This window comes from Klebsiella sp. H-Nf2 (genome assembly GCF_002806645.1).
Classification (GTDB): domain Bacteria; phylum Pseudomonadota; class Gammaproteobacteria; order Enterobacterales; family Enterobacteriaceae; genus Klebsiella; species Klebsiella variicola.
Genome location: NZ_PIBL01000001.1, coordinates 1,246,459 through 1,265,656 on the forward strand (window position 1 = coordinate 1,246,459; position 19,198 = coordinate 1,265,656).

General features: G+C 53.4%; 16 protein-coding genes. 5 read left to right on the plus strand and 11 right to left on the minus strand.

What is annotated here, in order from left to right; translation table 11 throughout:
- Window positions 1-29 precede the first annotated feature (29 nt).
- On the minus strand, window positions 30-776 hold the full coding sequence (tonB, locus tag CWM58_RS06195) for a TonB system transport protein TonB (protein ID WP_100680532.1): 747 nt from the start codon (window positions 774-776) through the stop codon (window positions 30-32).
- Window positions 777-986: 210 nt separating this feature from the next.
- Here tonB and CWM58_RS06200 point away from each other — a divergent pair, with 210 nt between their 5' ends.
- Complete coding sequence (locus CWM58_RS06200) at window positions 987-1,283, plus strand: YciI family protein (RefSeq protein ID WP_008804420.1); 297 nt, start codon at window positions 987-989, stop codon at window positions 1,281-1,283.
- A 270-nt stretch (window positions 1,284-1,553) separates the two neighbouring features.
- On the opposite strand, the gene CWM58_RS06205 is transcribed toward CWM58_RS06200, so the two are convergent.
- Window positions 1,554-3,983 (minus strand): glucose/quinate/shikimate family membrane-bound PQQ-dependent dehydrogenase, encoded by a 2,430-nt coding sequence (locus tag CWM58_RS06205; RefSeq protein ID WP_061154215.1) that lies wholly within the window; start codon window positions 3,981-3,983, stop codon window positions 1,554-1,556.
- Window positions 3,984-4,700: 717 nt separating this feature from the next.
- Here CWM58_RS06205 and CWM58_RS06210 point away from each other — a divergent pair.
- Window positions 4,701-5,348 carry a YceI family protein gene (locus CWM58_RS06210; RefSeq protein ID WP_162677339.1) on the plus strand — a complete coding sequence of 216 codons (648 nt, stop codon included), beginning with the start codon at window positions 4,701-4,703 and terminating at the stop codon, window positions 5,346-5,348.
- Between the two features lie 492 nt (window positions 5,349-5,840).
- On the opposite strand, the gene CWM58_RS28105 is transcribed toward CWM58_RS06210, so the two are convergent.
- Window positions 5,841-6,014 carry a YciY family protein gene (locus tag CWM58_RS28105; RefSeq protein WP_123235798.1) on the minus strand — a complete coding sequence of 58 codons (174 nt, stop codon included), beginning with the start codon at window positions 6,012-6,014 and terminating at the stop codon, window positions 5,841-5,843.
- A 143-nt stretch (window positions 6,015-6,157) separates the two neighbouring features.
- On the opposite strand from CWM58_RS28105, the gene cls reads away from it, so the two are divergent.
- Both cls and CWM58_RS06225 read left to right on the plus strand, forming a co-directional pair.
- Window positions 6,158-7,618: a cardiolipin synthase gene (gene cls, locus CWM58_RS06220; protein ID WP_008804416.1), complete on the plus strand. Its 1,461-nt coding sequence runs from the start codon at window positions 6,158-6,160 to the stop codon at window positions 7,616-7,618.
- Window positions 7,619-7,652: 34 nt separating this feature from the next.
- The gene (locus CWM58_RS06225; RefSeq protein WP_061154212.1) at window positions 7,653-7,982 is read left to right on the plus strand and encodes an HI1450 family dsDNA-mimic protein; all 330 of its coding nucleotides are present in this window, start codon (window positions 7,653-7,655) and stop codon (window positions 7,980-7,982) included.
- Window positions 7,983-8,045: 63 nt separating this feature from the next.
- Here the strand turns inward: CWM58_RS06225 and CWM58_RS06230 are convergent, their stop codons facing one another.
- The 8 genes from CWM58_RS06230 to CWM58_RS06265 form a co-directional block, all read right to left on the minus strand.
- Complete coding sequence (locus tag CWM58_RS06230) at window positions 8,046-8,873, minus strand: ion transporter (RefSeq protein WP_012541359.1); 828 nt, start codon at window positions 8,871-8,873, stop codon at window positions 8,046-8,048.
- A gap of 54 nt (window positions 8,874-8,927) precedes the next feature.
- Complete coding sequence (gene oppF / locus CWM58_RS06235; protein WP_008804414.1) at window positions 8,928-9,932, minus strand: murein tripeptide/oligopeptide ABC transporter ATP-binding protein OppF; 1,005 nt, start codon at window positions 9,930-9,932, stop codon at window positions 8,928-8,930.
- Entirely contained in the window at window positions 9,929-10,942 is a 1,014-nt protein-coding gene (locus CWM58_RS06240) for an ABC transporter ATP-binding protein (protein ID WP_004151853.1), read from the minus strand. The genes oppF and CWM58_RS06240 overlap by 4 nt, the downstream gene beginning before the upstream one ends.
- 11 nt (window positions 10,943-10,953) lie before the next feature.
- The gene (gene oppC, locus CWM58_RS06245; protein WP_061154210.1) at window positions 10,954-11,862 is read right to left on the minus strand and encodes an oligopeptide ABC transporter permease OppC; all 909 of its coding nucleotides are present in this window, start codon (window positions 11,860-11,862) and stop codon (window positions 10,954-10,956) included.
- 14 nt (window positions 11,863-11,876) lie between these two features.
- Window positions 11,877-12,797, minus strand: coding sequence for an oligopeptide ABC transporter permease OppB (gene oppB, locus CWM58_RS06250; RefSeq protein WP_061154209.1), 921 nt, complete (start codon window positions 12,795-12,797; stop codon window positions 11,877-11,879).
- A gap of 85 nt (window positions 12,798-12,882) precedes the next feature.
- A complete protein-coding gene (gene oppA, locus CWM58_RS06255; protein WP_074385536.1) occupies window positions 12,883-14,517 on the minus strand; it encodes an oligopeptide ABC transporter substrate-binding protein OppA in 1,635 nt (544 codons plus the stop codon).
- A gap of 745 nt (window positions 14,518-15,262) precedes the next feature.
- The gene (locus CWM58_RS06260) at window positions 15,263-15,910 is read right to left on the minus strand and encodes a YchE family NAAT transporter (RefSeq protein WP_061154207.1); all 648 of its coding nucleotides are present in this window, start codon (window positions 15,908-15,910) and stop codon (window positions 15,263-15,265) included.
- A gap of 183 nt (window positions 15,911-16,093) precedes the next feature.
- Window positions 16,094-16,309, minus strand: a complete 216-nt coding sequence (locus CWM58_RS06265) for a hypothetical protein (protein WP_071839070.1) — start codon at window positions 16,307-16,309, stop codon at window positions 16,094-16,096.
- Window positions 16,310-16,386: 77 nt separating this feature from the next.
- Between CWM58_RS06265 and adhE the strand changes: the two genes are divergently transcribed.
- Window positions 16,387-19,062, plus strand: coding sequence for a bifunctional acetaldehyde-CoA/alcohol dehydrogenase (gene adhE, locus CWM58_RS06270; RefSeq protein WP_074385535.1), 2,676 nt, complete (start codon window positions 16,387-16,389; stop codon window positions 19,060-19,062).
- Window positions 19,063-19,198: the final 136 nt, after the last annotated feature.

Genomic DNA, 19,198 nt, shown 5'->3' on the forward strand with positions numbered 1-19,198 from the left:
GGACCTCTCCGATCCGCCGGGCTCCGTTATCAGTTAATTTCGACCCCGTTCAGACGGAATTTGATAGTCATCGTCACGCCGGTTCCCGGTCTTGCCTGTTCGTAACGCCATCTGCGCATCGCGCTTTTCACTTCGCGCTCAAACATATTCGCCGGCTGGGCAGAGAGGATCTGCAGGTTGTCGATTCGGCCATCAGGCGTCACGTCAAACTTCACCCGTACCGTCCCCTCGATGCGCAGCGCCTGGGCGCGGGCCGGATAGGTCGGCTGGACACGGCTGATCGCACGCGGGCCGCTCGGGGCAGTAACGGTGGGTTTGGCGGCCGCGGTCGAGGTGCTCGGCGCGGTGCGCGCTGGCGCCGTATTGTTGTTTTCAAACGGCGAGGCTGGACGCGGCTCTGCTGCCGGTTTCACGTCCCGCTTGGGCTGCTCAACCTTTTTCTCCGGCTTGGGTTTCGGTTTGGGTTTAGGCTTCGGCTTCGGTTCCGGTTTATGGATAACCACCGGCGCTTCTTTCGGCGGTTCAGGCACCGCCTCGGGTTCCGGCTCAGGATCAGGTTCGACAACGGGCTCCACGACTGGCTGTGCCGCCGGGGGCGGCTCAAGATCGGCCGGCGCGACCATCGTAATCTCTATCGGCTGCGTCGGAGAAGGCTGTTCAATAACCTGATGTACCGAGGTATAAAGCAGCCCCGCCACAACGGCACCGTGGATAGCCACGGACAGCAGCGTTGGCCACGGGAAGCGGCGAGGTAAATCAAGGGTCATTGCGCTCATAGTCGTTTCTGTTGAAAAATGATGCTCCGATTTTAAATGCAAATAGCAATCATATTCAATAAGGCGTCTTAACCTGAGTCAATTTTTGCCACCATTTGCAGAAAAAAGCCGCGTCGGCAGCGCATTCGACACCGGTATGCATCTTTGCATTGCAGTCCATCGCCGTTTAACTTAACGTAATTCGCCTGATTATTGATAAGGAGCTTTGCCGTGCTTTACGTTATCTACGCTGAAGATATCGCCGATTCTCTGGAAAAGCGGCTGTCGGTTCGCCCTGCGCATCTCGCGCGTCTACAACTCTTACACGATGAAGGCCGGCTGCTTACCGCCGGGCCAATGCCGGCCGTTGACAGCAACGAACCCGGCGCAGCAGGGTTCAGCGGCTCAACGGTGATTGCCGAGTTTGAGTCGCTGGAAGCGGCTCAGTCCTGGGCCAATGATGATCCGTACATTGCGGCTGGCGTCTACCGCCAGGTCTCTGTTAAGCCTTATAAGAAAGTGTTTTGAAAAAAATCCCCTGCTATTTTTCTGGTTAGCCACAAAAACACACCAGGCCATCAGATTAAAGGGCGCATTTTGGTGCACAACATTAAAATGCCGCCCTTTTCAATCATGCGAAAAGTTTGGCTGTTCTCTCAATGACCTGTCCTGTGCAGGGTCAGATCCCCTCTCCTGCCACCACATCGTCGCCTACCGTCTCGCCATCCATGCATTAATATAAAAGGCCCCCGCTGTCCGGCGGGGGCCTTTGATCGTTATCGCTGATCCAACTACCTGTTACTTATCCAGCGCATAGGCAATCACGTAGTCACCGCGATCCGGCGACTGGCGGGCACCACCGGCGGAAATCAGGATGTATTGTTTGCCGGTCTTCGGCGAGACATAGCTGATGGGTCCCCCCTGGCTTCCTACCGGAAGACGGGCTTTCCAGACTTCTTCACCCGTCGATGAATCGAAGGCGCGCAGGTAGTAGTCCTGGGTTCCGGCAATGAAGACCAGACCGCCCTGAGTGGCCAGGGTTCCGCCCAGCGTTGGCATACCGATCGGCATCTGAGCACGCATTTTTACGCCAAACGGACCGGTATCCTGGACGGTACCGACCGGCACCTGCCAGACGATTTTCTGCGTTTTCAGGTCAATCGCGGACAGCGTACCAAACGGTGGTTTCTGACACGGGATCCCCAGTGGCGACATGAAACGGTTTTTATTGACCGAGTACGGCGTTCCTTTCATCGGGACTGCCCCCATCCCGGCGTTCACCGCCTCGCCACCGGTGTTGGCCACCGCGCTTTGCGGGTCCTGCTTAATCAACTGAACCCACAGACCCAGACGCATATCATTGACGAAGATATAGTGGTTGTTCGGATCGGTGGACAGGCTGCCCCAGTTCATTCCTCCCAGAGAGCCCGGGAAGCTGAGGGAAACATCGGTCCCCGGCATGGTGTACAGCCCGTCATAACGCATCGATTTGAAGCTGATACGACAGACCAGTTGATCAAACGGCGTTGCCCCCCACATATCAGATTCTTTCAGGGTTTCCGCCCCAATCTGCGGCATCCCAACAGAGCGCGGCTGCGTCGCCGGATACTGTTCATTTGGGATATCAGCCGGTTTCACCGGGACCTCTTTCACTTCGGTAAGCGGTTGACCTGTCAGGCGATCAAGTACATAGATTTGACCCGCTTTGGTCCCCACCACCACGGCGGGTTTATTGCCCTCTTTGGTCGGGAAATCGACCAGGCTTGGCTGCATCGGGACATCGAAGTCCCACAGATCGTTACGCACGGTCTTGTACACCCACTTCTCTTTCCCGGTGGTCGCATCCAGCGCCAGGATTGAAGTGGCATATTTGTGATCGCCCTGAATACGGTCTGCGCCCCACAGGTCAACAGAGGAGCTCCCCATTGGAATAAAGAGGGTATTCATCGACGCATCCCAGGACATGGGCGCCCAGGAGTTAGCGGAACTGCGTTTGTAATGTTCCCCCGGTTGCAGAACATGATTGGGATCCGGATTACGCGGATCAAATGCCCAGCGCTGCTGGCCAGTGATCACGTCATAACCGCGCACCACGCCGCCCGGCATGTCAGTACTGACGTTATCCGCCACGCGGCCACCAACCACCACCGTGGTGCCAGCCAGCGTCGGGGCTGAAGTCAACACATAGCTTGGATCTGCCGCGGCCCCCATCCCTTCTCGCAGATTCACGCTGCCGTTCGTCCCGAAATCCGGGCAGAATTTGCCGTTATCGGCGTCCAGGGCGATCAATCTGTCATCAATCGTATTCATCAGGATGCGACGCTGGCATGCTGCTCCCGGCGCGACCTGTGCCGGCAGAACCGGTGTGGAACCAGCCACAGTGGGCTGCGTCAGTGGCTTCGTGGCATCAAAATACGCCAGGCCTCGGCAGCGCATCCAGATTGCGGATTTCGCATTAATTTCCGCTCTCCAGATCTCTTTTCCGCTATCGGCATCCACGGCGATCACATTGTTATGTGGGGTACACAGGAAAACGCGATCACCTACCTGCAGCGGCGTTTGCTGATCTTCTGCGCCATTGCCATCCGGGCTTAACGGTGTGTCGCCAGTATGGAAGGTCCAGACGGGTTTCAGGTTTTTTACGTTGTCACGCGTGATCTGGTCCAGCGCCACAAAACGGCTACCGCCGGCAGTATTGCCGTAGTGGTCCCAGTTTTGCTGTTTAGCGTCTTCTTTTACCGGCACCAGCGGTAATTTCTCGCCGCTGAAAGCCACTGTGGGATGGGGCTGAAACATCTGAACAAAGGTGACGCCCATGGCGATAACCAGGACAACGCAGACCCCCCATGCCCCTTTGGTGCTGTAAGGCTTTCCTTCATGCTTACGTAGCGCAGGCCAGGTGGCCGCTGCCAGCAGCATCAACCCGGCGGGTACCATCAAACGGGAAACGAGCGGCCAGAAGTCGAAGCCGGCATCAAACAGTGCCCAAATCAGGGTACCCACGAATACCAGAGCAAACAGCCACACCGCGGACGACTTGCGGCGGAAAAACTGAATCGCGGCGAGCAGGGTAATAACCCCGGCAATAAGGAAATACCAGCTTCCCCCCAGGGAAACCAGTTTATAACCGCCGATGACAAAGAACAGGCCTGTCGCAAGCAGTATCACGCCGACCAGCAGGCACCACAAGCCTAACCAGCCGGATGAGCGGGGATTCGTATCTGACATAATAACTCTCCTGATAACACCATGAAATAAAACTATTTCTTATTTAACTATCGATGTTTAACCCCGCAGTAAGCCAGACGGCATAAATGAAGCATAATGCCGGGATAGAAAATGGCGACAAAACATCGACGCCAGGAATTATATTGAATTGTTAATAGATTGTGTAAGTCCGTTATGTAAGATCTTGTATTTTATTTATTTGTTGATTGTTTTTTATGCAAGCCTGGCGTGATATAGCAAAAAAAAACGCAAAATACAATGAAACGGAAACAACTATAACAGACAGGAAATACAGAATAATATATTGCATTTTCATGTTTCACGTGAACATTAAATCAGCTAACAGCTTAAACTATGGTTATTACTCTTTTTTTAAAATTGACTGGATACGCATATCGATGCGGGTCACTTTTTCCTGATCGATATTAAGCCATAGGGTAAATACGGATTATCCACTGGTTTTCGGAAGGTATTACACCGGGCTTAGACAAGCGTCCTACATTCAGGAACGCAGTGATTTCATGGCCCCCAAAATTGCAGCACCCGTATGATAAAGGCACACATAACACGCTGACATTGGCCAATAAAAATCACGCCACAAGGTTAAAGTTGCAGATGATCATTTTTTAAATTCTATTAATTGCTTTGCGTAAAGTTCACGCAGGGTTATTGTAGGGGTATTCGTCATTGATTAAAAATTTTGAAAGGGAATAACAAATGTTTTCAATAAACGCTTCATTTTTTTGGGCTACTATTTTCGTACCTGACCCATGTAAGGAGCTTTTTGTGAACGTTTTGAAAAAAACAGCATTTCTTTCTCTGCTTGCCTTATATATCCCTGTTTCACAAGCCGCGGCGACGGAATATAACCTGGATCCGCAGCACACGTCGGTTGTTATTGCCTGGAACCATTTCGGCTTCTCTAACCCTACAGCCTATATCTCTGATGTTTCAGGAAAATTGTCTTTTGACAAAGAAAACCCTGAAAAATCTTCTGTTAACGTTACTCTGCCGGTAAAAACCATTGACACGCATGTCAAAGCGTTAACCGATGAATTTTTAGGCAAAGAATACTTCGATGTCAAAACGTTTCCCGAGGCCACTTTCCAGAGTACCAAAGTGGAAAGCAAAGGCGGAAATAAATATGATGTTGAAGGTAACCTGACCATTAAAGGCATCACCAAACCGGTAGTACTGCATGCAACCCTGAATAAGCAGGACATGCATCCGATGGTGAAAAAAGAGGCTATTGGCTTTGATGCGACGGGCGTGATCAAACGTTCAGACTTCAAGCTTGATAAGTATGTGCCAGCGGTGAGTGATAACGTGACCATCACGTTATCTACTGAAGCATATGCAAAATAAATTAACGCACGCGTAATAGCGTGCATTTTATTCAGGCGCGTTATCCAGACCGCCATCCTGAAAGGGAAACACTGGCGCAGATTATTTCAGCTCCGGTGGGGTTCATTTAGCCTCAAGCGCGATTTCCTGACAGCGCCTGTTTCATTATTCCCCTCAACTTACATCAGGTTGCATCTGCTGGTCTGGGGTGACATGCGTTCGACAACGCCGCACCCGTCTGGGTAACAATAAATGCTGCATGCCGATTAATTCCTGTGGCGCCAGGGATAGGTTCAGTCTGAAAGAAACGGCCCGGAATAACGTGGCGTGCATAGCATGCCTATTTCAATGAGACGTGAAATCAAGCCAGGTTCAGTCTGTCGTTGCATCGCTGCATGACAACACAAAGATTTCAATATGGCGAAGATAAAAGATGGCGAAGATAAAAGGGAATTCAGCGCAGAATTGAGAAAACGACAACGGCACCGCTCACGGTGCCGTTAATCTGCTCACTTAACAGTCGGGGAAGACAAACAGCAGAGCATGACGCTGCCGTTTCACCAGTCCCTTCCTGATAGCAAGGATCCGCATATTGCGGCGCGATTGGGCTTCCAGCCAGCGCGCTTTACGGCGATTCACCTGTCTCAGCATGCGCCAGCGCCCTACTTCCGTTCTACTACGCTTCATTGCAACGACTCTACGAGTGAAAATAGCCTCCATTATAAACCTCTGCCGGCAACTGACTACCGCTTTTGCTGCGTTTTTATTTGCCAGAAAAATACTGATGCGTAAACTCATCACATAACGTCATTCAAAAGGATTTTACATCTATGACAACCTTTTACACGGTGGTGAACTGGCTGGTCATTCTGGGGTACTGGCTGTTGATCGCCGGTGTAACATTACGAATACTAATGAAACGCCGCGCTGTCCCGTCCGCCATGGCATGGTTGCTGATCATTTATATCCTGCCGCTGGTGGGAATTATCGCCTATCTCTCCTTTGGTGAACTGCATCTCGGCAAACGCCGGGCGGAACGCGCCAGAGCGATGTGGCCCTCGACGGCCAAGTGGTTAAACGATCTCAAAGCCTGCAAACATATCTTCGCGGAAGATAACAGCCCGGTGGCCGAATCCCTGTTCAAGCTATGCGAACGGCGTCAGGGGATTGGCGGGGTGAAAGGCAACCAGCTGCAGCTGCTGACGGAATCTGACGACGTGATGCAGGCCCTGATCCGCGATATTCAGCTGGCCCGCCACAATATCGAGATGGTCTTTTATATCTGGCAGCCAGGCGGTATGGCCGACAGCGTCGCCGAATCGCTGATGGCCGCCGCCCGTCGCGGGGTTCACTGTCGGTTAATGCTCGACTCTGCGGGCAGCGTGGCCTTTTTCCGCAGCCCGTGGGCGGCGATGATGCGTAACGCCGGTATTGAGGTCGTCGAGGCCCTCAAAGTTAACCTGATGCGTGTGTTCCTGCGCCGGATGGATTTGCGTCAACATCGCAAAATGGTGATGATCGATAACTATATTGCCTATACCGGCAGCATGAATATGGTCGATCCGCGCTACTTTAAGCAAGACTCGGGGGTCGGCCAGTGGATTGACCTGATGGCGCGGATGGAAGGCCCGGTGGCGACCTCGATGGGCATCGTCTACTCCTGCGACTGGGAAATCGAAACCGGAAAGCGCATTCTGCCCCCGCCACCGGACGTCAATATCATGCCGTTCGAAGAAGCCAGCGGGCATACCATCCACACGATCGCCTCCGGCCCGGGCTTTCCGGAAGATCTGATCCATCAGGCGCTCCTCACCGCCGCCTACGCGGCGAAAGAGCATCTGATCATGACGACGCCCTACTTCGTGCCCAGCGACGACCTGCTGCACGCGATCTGTACCGCAGCCCAGCGCGGCGTCGACGTGAGTATTATTTTACCGCGCAAGAACGATTCACTGCTGGTGGGCTGGGCCAGCCGGGCCTTTTTCACCGAGCTGCTGGCAGCCGGGGTCAAAATTTATCAGTTTGAAGGCGGACTGTTGCATACCAAGAGCGTGCTGGTGGATGGCGAACTCAGCCTGGTGGGAACGGTGAATCTGGATATGCGCAGCCTGTGGCTCAATTTTGAGATTACGCTGGTCATTGATGACGCCGGTTTCGGCAGCGATCTGGCGGCGGTCCAGGATGACTATATCTCACGTTCGCGCCTGCTTGACGCCCGTCGTTGGCTAAAACGACCGCTCTGGCAGCGGATCGTCGAGCGACTGTTTTACTTCTTCAGCCCGTTGCTGTAAAACGTGCCCATCAGATACCGAATGAGTAGCAATCATGGATATGGATTTAAACAACCGCCTGACCGAAGACGAAACGCTTGAGCAGGCTTACGATATCTTCCTCGAGCTGGCGGCCGACAACCTCGACCCGGCGGACATCATTCTGTTTAACCTGCAGTTTGAAGAGCGCGGGGGCGCCGAGCTGTTCGACCCGGCAGCAGACTGGGAAGAGCATGTGGATTACGATCTGAATCCGGATTTCTTCGCCGAAGTGGTGATTGGCCTGGCGGATACCGATGGCGGGGAAATCAATGACATTTTCGCCCGTGTTCTGCTGTGCCGCGAAAAAGATCATAAGCTGTGTCATATTCTGTGGCGTGAGTAACGCTCACCAGCTAGTGAAAAGCCTGCCGTGATCCTCCCGGCAGGCTTTTTTTATGCTGGCAGCTTATTTCGGCAACGCATGCCCGCAGGCGTGACAAAAACGGGCGTTATCGTCATGGTCGCCCTGCTGACATTGCGGACACAGGCGACGCTGACGCCGACGATTCAGGGCGCTGGTCATATGGGTAGTGATAAGCCCGGTCGGTATCGCGATAATGGAGTAGCCGATCAGGATGAGGATCGACGCCAGAATGCGGCCCAGTGGGGTATGCGGGGTGATATCGCCATAGCCGACGGTAGTGATGGTCACGATGGCCCAATAGACCGAGGCGTTGAGCGTCGTAAAGCCGTATTCCGGTCCCTCAATCAAATACATTAGCGAGCCGAAAATCACCATCACAATGGCGATAAACGAATAAAACAGAATCAGCTGGTGGCGCGCACTGACGATTGCCCGCCAGAATACGTTGAGCGAAGGCATAAAACGCAACAGTTTGAGAATACGCAGCGCGCGGATCGCCCGCATTGCTCGCCAGGCAAAAACATAATTCAGGCTAATCTCCGGCCACAGCCACATCACATACAGCGGTAAAATCGTCGCCAGGTCAATCAGCCCCCAAAAACTGAAAATATAGTGGAGCGGATTGGGCCAGGTGGCGATACGCAGCAGGTACTCCACGGTAAAAACCGCGGTCACCAGCAGCTCCAGCCAGACGAAAATATGCCATTCATCTAATGTCAGATGATATTGCGTGCCCAGCCCCGACTCGATAAAAATCACCAGCACGCTGAGCAAGGCGAAAAGTCCGCACAGCCCTTCGAAGCGGCGGCCGGAACGTCGGTTCTGATCAAAAAGTAAATGATAAAGCCGCAGACGAGCGGCAGAAAGCATACCCACTTCGTTAACCTCGCAAAAAAAAGGGCTGACCTGCGTCAGCCCCTGAGATTATAACGGGTCTACCTTAAGGCAGGAAACCGCATGGCGGAAACTGCCCTCCAGTACCGGGCGGGTTTTCGCACACTCTGGCCCGGCGAGCGGGCAGCGGGTGCGGAACACGCAGCCCGACGGCGGGTTAATTGGCGAGGGTAATTCGCCCTCCAGCAACTGAATAGTTTTCGCTTTCTCGAGATCAGGATCGGGGATCGGTACCGCCGACATCAGCGCTTTGGTATAAGGATGCAGCGGATTATGGTACACCTCGTCGTAGGTGCCCAGCTCCACCGCATGGCCCAGATACATCACCAGGACGCGATCGGAGATATGTTTAACCACCGCCAGATCGTGGGCGATAAATATCAGCGACAGCCCCATTTCACGCTGCAGCTGCTGCAGCAGGTTGACCACCTGAGCCTGAATCGACACGTCAAGCGCAGATACTGGCTCATCGCAGATAATCAGCTTCGGCTCAAGGATCAACGCCCGCGCGATGCCGATACGCTGGCACTGACCGCCGGAGAACTCGTGCGGATAGCGGTTGATCAGGTTAGGCAGCAACCCGACCTTCATCATCATCGCTTTGACGCGATCGCGAACTTCCTGACGCGACATCTTCGGATGATAGGTGCGCAGCGGTTCGGCGATAATCTCCCCGATGGTCATGCGCGGGTTCAGCGATGCCAGCGGATCCTGGAAGATCATCTGGATATCGCTGCGCACGTCGCGCCACTCTTCCTGCTTCATGCCCAGCAGATCTTTCCCAAGCCAGGCCACTTTGCCATCAGTCGCTTTCACCAGGCCAATAATGGCGCGGGCGAAGGTCGATTTGCCGCAGCCTGACTCCCCTACTACCCCCAGGGTTTCCCCCTCATAGAGACGCAGTGTCACGCCATCCACCGCTTTCAGCGTTTTCGACGGCTGCCAGAACCACTGCTTGCCATCTTTGATATCGAAATGCACCTTCAGGTCGGCAATCTCGAGCAGAACTTTTCGTTGTTCAGTTACGGCGTTCATAGCAGATCCCCCACCGGTTTAAAGCAGGCGCGCAGGCGGCCTGGCGCGAACGACTCCAGCGGCGGTGCGCTGCTACACTGCTCCATGGCGTGCGGACAGCGCGGCTGGAATGGGCAGCCTTTCGGCAATCGCAGCAGGTTTGGCGGGTTGCCAGGGATGGTTAACAACGCATCGCCTTCGGCATCCAGGCGTGGAACCGCATTCAACAGGCCAATAGAGTATGGATGCGACGGCTGATAGAAGACATCGCGCGCCTGACCGTACTCCATGGTGCGCCCGGCATACATCACCAGCACTTTATCGCAGATCCCGGCCACCACTCCGAGGTCGTGGGTGATCATGATGATGGCCGTATTAAATTCGCGTTTAAGCTCATTCAACAGCGTCATGATCTGCGCCTGCACGGTGACGTCCAGCGCGGTAGTGGGTTCATCCGCTATCAGCAGCCGGGGCCGGCACAACAGCGCCATGGCAATCATCACACGCTGGCGCATCCCGCCGGAGAATTCGTGCGGAAACATCTTCATACGCTTGCGCGCTTCCGGCATTTTTACCGCGTCGAGCATCTTCACCGACTCTTCAAACGCTTCGGCTTTGCTCAGTCCTTTATGCAGCATCAGGACTTCCATTAACTGCTCGCCCACCCGCATATACGGATTGAGCGACGTCATCGGGTCCTGGAAAATCATCGAGATTTGCTCGGCGCGCAGTTTGTTCAGCTCGCGTTCGGGCAAATTGAGGATCTGCCGGCCGTTAAAGGTGGCGGAGCCCCCGATACGACCGTTGGCCGCCAGCAGTCCCATCAGGGCGAAGGCGGTTTGCGATTTACCGGAGCCAGATTCCCCCACAATGCCGAGCGTCTCGCCCGCCTGCAGGGTGAAGTTCAGGTCATTGACGGCGGTGACATCGCCATCCGGCGTTTTAAAGGTGACGCGAAGATCTTTCACGTCCAGCAGCAGGCCGCTGTGACTCTGCGCTTGCGGCGCTTTTGCCGTTTCAATCATGGTCATGGCAGCGCTCCTTAGCGGTCTTTCGGGTCGAGGGCATCACGCAGACCATCGCCGATAAAGTTGAAACAGAACAGGGTCACCACCAGGAAACCCGCCGGGAACAGCAGCAGCCAGGGCGAGACCTCCATTGAGTTGGCGCCATCGCTGAGCAATGCTCCCCAGCTGCTGAGCGGCTCCTGGGTTCCCAGCCCGAGGAAGCTGAGGAAGGATTCGAAGAGGATCATGCTGGGGACCAGCAGCGAGGCATACACTACCACCACCCCCAGTACGTTGGGGACGATATGGCGCAGCACGATGCTGGCCGTGGAGACCCCACCGACCTGCGCGGCTTCGATAAACTCTTTGCGCTTCAGGCTCAAGGTCTGTCCGCGAACGATACGGGCCATATCCAGCCAGGAAACCATGCCGATGGCGACGAAGATTAACAGGATATTCTGACCAAAAAAGGTGACCAGCAGGATAACAAAGAACATAAACGGGAAGGAGTTGAGGATCTCCAGCAGACGCATCATCACCGAATCCACTTTGCCGCCGAGATAACCGGAAAGCGAACCGTACAGCGTGCCGAGGATCACCGCCACCAGCGCCGCCGCCACCCCGACCATCAGCGAAATACGCCCGCCGATCGCCACACGCACCAGCAGGTCGCGCCCGGAGGAGTCGGTCCCGAAGTAGTGGCCTGAAGCCATATCCGGCGCGTTGGACATCATGCCCCAGTCGGTATCGAAGTAGGAGAACGACGACACCATCGGCGCAAGGGTGACAAACAGCGCAATAAGCACCAGCATGATCAGGCTGGTCACCGCGGCGCGGTTATGCATAAAGCGGCGACGCGCATCCTGCCAGAGGCTACGCCCCTCCACTTCCAGCTTCTCACTGAAGTTTTCCAGCGCCTCGCTATTTTTCTTACTTAACATCATGGCGAACTCCGGCTTCAGTAGCGAATCTTCGGATCGATAACGGCGTACAGCACGTCAACGATGGCGTTGAACAGGATAGTCAGGGCGCCAACGAGGATCGTCAGGCTCAGCACCAGCGAGTAGTCGCGGTTAAGCGCCCCGTTAACGAACAGCTGACCGATCCCCGGCAGGCCGTAAATGGTTTCAATGACCATTGAGCCCGTGATGATGCCCACAAAAGCTGGCCCCATATAGGAGAGCACCGGCAGCAGCGCCGGCTTCAGCGCATGGCGCAAAATAATGCGGCGCATCGGCAGCCCTTTTGCCCGCGCGGTGCGGATAAAGTTAGAGTGCAGCACTTCAATCATCGAGCCGCGGGTAATACGCGCGATGCTGGCAATATAGGCCAGAGAAAGCGCCACCATCGGCAGGATCATAAACTTCAGCGCTCCCCCGTTCCAGCCGCCCCCCGGCAGCCAGTGCAGGGTAATGGCAAAGATCATCACCAGCAGCGGCGCGACCACAAAGCTCGGAATAACCACGCCGGTCATGGCTACCCCCATCACCGCGTAGTCCCATCGGGTGTTTTGCTTCAGGGCGGCTATCACCCCGGCGGCGACGCCGATCACCACCGCCAGTAAAAAGGCGGCGAAGCCCAGTTTCGCAGAAACCGGGAAGCTGGCAGCCACCAGATCGTTGACCGAATAATCTTTGTATTTAAAAGAGGGACCAAAATCGCCATGCGCCAGCTGCTTCAGATAATTGAAGTACTGCGTCATGATAGGGTCGTTTAAATGGTATTTTGCTTCAATATTCGCCATGACTTCCGGCGGCAGGGTGCGCTCCCCGGTAAAAGGACTTCCCGGCGCCAGACGCATCATGAAGAATGAGATGGTAATAAGAATAAATAGTGTCGGAATCGCTTCCAGACAGCGACGAAAGATAAATTTTAACATTGCCCGTACCTTCTGGCGTGTGCCTTTGCACTGCTCTCAAATAAGACACGATGGAGCGAGCACAGGCCCGCTCCACGTATTGCCATTAATGTTTGATAACGTAGAGATCTTTGGTATAGACGTTATCCATCGGGTCTTTACCGGTATAGCCCCCTACCCACGGTTTCACCAGGCGGGCGTTGACGTAGTAATAGACCGGTACAATCGCGCTGTCTTTATCCAGCTGCTGTTCCGCTTTCGCATAGGCTGCCGTACGCTGCGCTTCATCAGACGCTTTTACGGATTCAGCCATAATCTTGTCGAACGCCGGGCTCTTATAGTGCGCAGTGTTCATTGAGCTGTCAGAGAGCATGGTGTTCAGGAAGGAAGTTGGCTCGTTATAGTCGGCGCACCAGCCCGCGCGTGCCACGTCATAGGTGCCCTGGTGACGGGTATCGAGGAACGTTTTCCACTCCTGGTTAACCAGCTTCACGTCAATGCCCAGGTTTTTACGCCACAGCGAGGCGGCGGCAATCGCCAGCTTCTTGTGCAAATCGGAGGTGTTATACAGCAGGTTAAAGGTTAACGGTTTATCCGCGGTGTAACCGGCTTCGGCCAGCAGTTTCTTCGCTTCTTCGTTACGTTTTTCCTGCGACCAGGTGAACCATTCCGGCTCGCTCAGCTTCGCGCCATCGGTGTAAGGCGGTGTGTAGCCGTAGGCCGGCAGATCGCCCTGTCCTTTCACCTTGTTAGCAATAATGTCGCGATCCAGACCCAGCTTCAGCGCGGTACGGACGCGTACGTCGGTAAACGGCGCTTTCTGGTTGTTGATTTCGTAATAATAGGTACACAGATACGGGTCAACATGCAGCTCGTTCGGGATCTCTTTTTTCAGCTTCTGGAAGAGTTCGATCGGCAGTTGGTTATAAGTCATGTCCAGTTCACCGCTGCGATAGCGGTTAACATAGGTCACTTCAGAAGAGGTCGGCAGCCAGGTGACGGTGTTAATGACGGTTTTAGCATTATCCCAGTAGTGCGGGTTGCGCTCCATCACGATACGTTCGTTGACCACCCAGTCTTTCAGCGTGTAGGCACCGTTGGTGACGATATTGCCAGGCTGTGTCCATTTCTCGCCAAATTTTTCAATGGCCGGTTTGTAGACAGGAGACATCGCCGGGTTAACCAGCAGCTTATAAAAATAAGGGACTGGCTCACTGAGGGTGACTTCCAGCGTGTGGTCGTCAATGGCTTTTACACCCAGTTCGCTCGGGGCTTTCTTGCCGTCAATGATTTCGTCGACGTTAAGGATATGACCATATTGCGGATAGCTGGCATAAGGAGACGCTGTTTTCGGGTCCACCAGACGCTGCCAGCTGTATACGAAGTCCTGGGCGGTAACCGGCTCGCCGTTAGACCATTTCGCATCTTTACGCAGATGGAAGGTCCAGACTTTAAAATCTTTATTATCCCAGCTCTCTGCTACGCCAGGGATCGGGTGGCCATCTTTCGGCGAAGTATTCAGCAACCCTTCGAAGAGGTCGCGGCTAATATTGGCCTCGGGTACCCCTTCAATTTTATTCGGGTCCAGCGATTGCGGCTCAGCGCCGCTATTTCGTACCAGCGTTTGCTTATCCGACAGCTGCACACCGGCCGGGACATCCGCTGCCATAGCCATATTGCCGGCAATGAGTGCGGATAGCACTCCCGCGGCGATCAAACGTTTTTTAGTGATGATGGTCATTGTGTTGTAACTCCAGTCATTATAATTACTGGTTTTTTAACCAGCCTGTTTTTTTCCCGTTTAAGGGGATCTGTCCAACGCAGGAGCGTTTGCGATTGGCAGATTGCTATCACCGACTTATTTATTACGACCGCTCGAACGGCAGTCTTAACGTCGATTCGTTCCCCCTCGCTGGAGGGCAGTTCCGGCGCAGTGAGATTATTAAAAATGATTCTCATTTACGCACATAATTCAGCTGACGATAACGGCGGAAAGTACCAAAAGGTAAACACCTCCGCCAATGCAATTTGCAAATATGTTACCGGATTCTCTTTTATTGCTGATGCTGATCGCGATGCTTAAGGTTTCCGCGAACCAGTGATAAAAAAATATCATTATTAATCATAACGATATGATTACTTTATCGTCTGGCGAACCGAGCATTGCTTGAAAGATGCTTTTTTGTACAAAAATTTAACAACAGGTTACTTTTTAGCACATTCATCTACAGCCTTGTTAAAATTACTAATATCATTTCGATGATCCGACAGCAAGTGCCAGAGAATGATGTGAGGAAAATAACATCACAGGAAGGAAGAGCGTGAGCGGAAAACAATGAACAAAAACAGATATCTTAATGAAAAATATGAAATTACAGATATTATCGCAAAACGTTATCTCAACAGCCGATCTCGCGCTGGTTAATAGGTTTTGCTAATAATCGCGCAAGCGCGAAGTGAAGCCTCCACGCTTGCATGGTGTTCCACTAATTAAGCAGTCCGGGGAACAGCGCTTTAATACCGGTTACGATAAATTCGATCCCCAGGGCCATCAGCAACAAGCCCATGATACGGGTGATGACGTTGATTCCCGTCTGCCCCAGCAGACGAACCAGCCACGGCGCCATTCGGAAAATGCCCCAGCAGCAGAGAGCGAATACCGCTATCGCCAGTGAGAACCCGACCAGGTGCATCCAGGAATGATATCGGGTACCCCAGACGATGGTTGAACTGATTGCCCCCGGTCCGGCCATTAAAGGGAGCGCGAGAGGCACGACGCCGATGCTCTCCCGGACCGCCGTCTCCGACTTCTCCTGCTTGTTCTGCTTATCTTCGCCGAGCTTGCCGCTGATCATCGACATCGCAATGGTGACCACCAGGATGCCGCCGGCAATGCGGAAGGAATCAATCGAGATGCCAAAAATCTGCAGAATGCCATCGCCGAGAAACAACGACGTCAGGAGGATGATCGCCACCGACAGGTTTGCGGTCAGGTTGGTCTTGTTGCGTACCGCTGCCGGTTGGTAGCTGGTCATACTGATGAACACCGGAATGATGCCAACCGGGTTGACCAGGGCAAATAAGCCAATGAAAAACTTGAAATAGGTAGCAAAATCGAACAGTGGTTGAGTCACAATGGGCTCCGCAGCATCATCAAAATTGGCGGTTGACTATTAACAGCATAAAATAACTGCGCGAAACATACGCTTTTTGCATGCAATATTCATTATAAATATGCATAACCCGGTGATATGTATCGAATGTTAGTTATTTGTAACTTTAATGCTAATCGTTTTTTTAATTTCAAAACCCTTCTATTACACTTGATCGAACCGGTTAAAAAGCAGCCAGCTGAAAGGTATCAGCCACGCCAATACTTGATCTAAATCACGTATTTTGTACTCAGAAGTGAGTAATCTTGATGACACCAACAGAGTGGAAGGCAGCAGTACCTGAAAGTTAAAGAGATAAAGCTTTTTTAGTAAATCGGTAAAACAGTGTCCTGATTTTTCTACATAAACATTTACATGCAAGCTGTTAACAGCCTGTCTATAATGTCGAATCGAGCGACTGATTTACTAAAAAAGTTTAACATTATCAGGAGAGCATTATGGCTGTTACTAATATCGCTGAACTGAACGCGCTTGTTGAGCGTGTAAAGAAAGCCCAGCGTGAATATGCCAGTTTCACTCAAGAACAAGTCGACAAAATCTTCCGCGCCGCCGCTCTGGCCGCTGCAGATGCTCGAATCCCTCTCGCCAAAATGGCCGTTGCCGAATCCGGCATGGGTATCGTTGAAGACAAAGTAATCAAAAACCACTTCGCTTCCGAATACATTTACAACGCATATAAAGACGAAAAAACCTGTGGCGTCCTGTCAGAAGACGACACCTTTGGTACCATCACTATCGCTGAACCTATCGGCATCATCTGCGGTATCGTACCGACCACGAACCCGACTTCAACAGCCATCTTCAAATCGCTCATCAGCCTGAAGACACGTAACGCCATCATTTTCTCCCCGCATCCGCGTGCTAAAGAAGCCACCAACAAAGCGGCTGACATCGTACTGCAGGCTGCCATTGCTGCTGGCGCGCCGAAAGACCTGATCGGCTGGATCGATCAGCCGTCCGTAGAACTGTCTAACGCGCTGATGCATCACCCGGACATCAACCTGATCCTTGCGACCGGTGGTCCAGGCATGGTGAAAGCGGCGTACAGCTCCGGTAAACCAGCTATCGGCGTTGGTGCCGGTAATACCCCGGTGGTCATTGATGAAACGGCTGACATCAAACGCGCTGTTGCTTCCGTGCTGATGTCTAAAACCTTCGATAACGGCGTTATCTGTGCTTCTGAGCAGTCCGTTGTTGTCGTTGATTCAGTGTATGACGCAGTTCGCGAACGTTTCGCCAGCCACGGCGGCTACCTGCTGCAGGGGAAAGAGCTGAAAGCGGTTCAGGACATCATCCTGAAAAATGGCGCGCTGAACGCCGCTATCGTTGGTCAGCCAGCGGCAAAAATCGCTGAACTGGCAGGCTTCACCGTTCCTGCTACGACTAAGATCCTGATTGGCGAAGTCACTAACGTTGACGAAAGCGAACCGTTTGCTCACGAAAAACTGTCTCCGACACTGGCGATGTATCGTGCGAAAGATTTCGAAGACGCAGTGATCAAAGCGGAAAAACTGGTCGCCATGGGCGGTATCGGTCATACCTCTTGCTTGTACACCGACCAGGACAACCAGCCGGCTCGCGTGGCTTACTTCGGCCAGATGATGAAAACCGCACGTATCCTGATCAACACCCCGGCTTCTCAGGGTGGTATCGGTGACCTGTACAACTTCAAACTCGCGCCTTCCCTGACTCTGGGTTGTGGTTCCTGGGGTGGTAACTCCATCTCTGAAAACGTTGGTCCGAAACACCTGATCAACAAGAAAACCGTTGCTAAGCGAGCTGAAAACATGTTGTGGCATAAACTTCCGAAATCTATCTACTTCCGTCGTGGCTCTCTGCCTATCGCACTGGATGAAGTGATTACTGATGGTCACAAACGCGCGCTGATCGTGACTGACCGCTTCTTGTTCAACAACGGCTATGCCGATCAGATCACTTCCGTACTGAAAGCAGCGGGTGTTGAAACCGAAGTCTTCTTCGAAGTTGAAGCTGACCCGACCCTGACCATCGTACGTAAAGGTGCCGATCTGGCGAACTCCTTCAAACCAGACGTCATCATCGCGCTGGGCGGCGGTTCCCCGATGGATGCGGCGAAAATCATGTGGGTCATGTACGAGCACCCGGAAACCCACTTCGAAGAACTGGCGCTGCGCTTTATGGATATCCGTAAACGTATCTACAAGTTCCCGAAAATGGGCGTCAAAGCCAAGATGGTGGCGATCACCACCACTTCCGGTACCGGTTCTGAAGTCACTCCGTTCGCCGTGGTGACCGATGACGCGACCGGTCAGAAATATCCGCTGGCAGACTACGCGCTGACCCCAGATATGGCCATCGTCGATGCCAACCTGGTGATGGATATGCCGAAATCGCTGTGTGCGTTCGGTGGTCTGGATGCCGTGACTCACGCCCTGGAAGCTTACGTTTCCGTGCTGGCTTCTGAGTTCTCTGACGGCCAGGCTCTGCAGGCACTGAAACTGCTGAAAGAGTACCTGCCGGCTTCCTACCACGAAGGTTCCAAGAACCCGGTAGCCCGTGAGCGCGTACACAGTGCTGCGACTATCGCCGGTATCGCGTTTGCGAACGCCTTCCTCGGGGTGTGTCACTCCATGGCGCACAAACTGGGCTCCCAGTTCCATATTCCGCACGGTCTGGCCAACGCCCTGCTGATCTGCAACGTTATCCGCTACAACGCGAATGACAACCCGACCAAGCAGACCGCGTTCAGCCAGTACGACCGTCCGCAGGCTCGTCGTCGCTACGCTGAAATCGCCGATCACCTGGGTCTCTCCGCACCGGGCGACCGCACCGCAGCGAAAATCGAGAAACTGCTGGCATGGCTGGAAAGCATCAAAGCTGAGCTGGGTATTCCGAAATCTATCCGCGAAGCTGGCGTTCAGGAAGCTGACTTCCTGGCCAACGTTGATAAGCTGTCTGAAGATGCATTCGATGACCAGTGCACCGGCGCTAACCCGCGCTACCCGCTGATCTCCGAGCTGAAACAGATTCTGCTGGATACCTACTACGGCCGCGAATTCGTCGAAGGCGAAACTGCTGCGAAAACCGAAGCTGCTCCAGTGAAAGCTGAGAAAAAAGCGAAGAAATCCGCTTAATCAACAGCCGTAAACGCTCTGCAAGCCCCGTCAGATGACGGGGCTTTTTTTATGCCTGCCTGTAGCCATCCCTGAGCACAAGGCTTCCTGGATATAAAAAAGGCGCCCACAGGCGCCTGTACGAGCTTCTGAGCGG

Coding starts and splice junctions, on each gene's coding strand:
- oppC (WP_061154210.1), bottom strand. CDS start 11,862: ATGATGTTAAGTAAGAAAAATAGCGAGGCGCTGGAAAACTTCAGTGAG.
- oppA (WP_074385536.1), bottom strand. CDS start 14,517: ATGACCATCATCACTAAAAAACGTTTGATCGCCGCGGGAGTGCTATCC.
- cls (WP_008804416.1), top strand. CDS start 6,158: ATGACAACCTTTTACACGGTGGTGAACTGGCTGGTCATTCTGGGGTAC.
- adhE (WP_074385535.1), top strand. CDS start 16,387: ATGGCTGTTACTAATATCGCTGAACTGAACGCGCTTGTTGAGCGTGTA.
- CWM58_RS06225 (WP_061154212.1), top strand. CDS start 7,653: ATGGATATGGATTTAAACAACCGCCTGACCGAAGACGAAACGCTTGAG.
- CWM58_RS28105 (WP_123235798.1), bottom strand. CDS start 6,014: ATGAAGCGTAGTAGAACGGAAGTAGGGCGCTGGCGCATGCTGAGACAG.
- CWM58_RS06210 (WP_162677339.1), top strand. CDS start 4,701: ATGTTTTCAATAAACGCTTCATTTTTTTGGGCTACTATTTTCGTACCT.
- oppB (WP_061154209.1), bottom strand. CDS start 12,797: ATGTTAAAATTTATCTTTCGTCGCTGTCTGGAAGCGATTCCGACACTA.
- CWM58_RS06240 (WP_004151853.1), bottom strand. CDS start 10,942: ATGACCATGATTGAAACGGCAAAAGCGCCGCAAGCGCAGAGTCACAGC.
- CWM58_RS06230 (WP_012541359.1), bottom strand. CDS start 8,873: ATGCTTTCTGCCGCTCGTCTGCGGCTTTATCATTTACTTTTTGATCAG.
- oppF (WP_008804414.1), bottom strand. CDS start 9,932: ATGAACGCCGTAACTGAACAACGAAAAGTTCTGCTCGAGATTGCCGAC.
- CWM58_RS06205 (WP_061154215.1), bottom strand. CDS start 3,983: ATGTCAGATACGAATCCCCGCTCATCCGGCTGGTTAGGCTTGTGGTGC.
- tonB (WP_100680532.1), bottom strand. CDS start 776: ATGAGCGCAATGACCCTTGATTTACCTCGCCGCTTCCCGTGGCCAACG.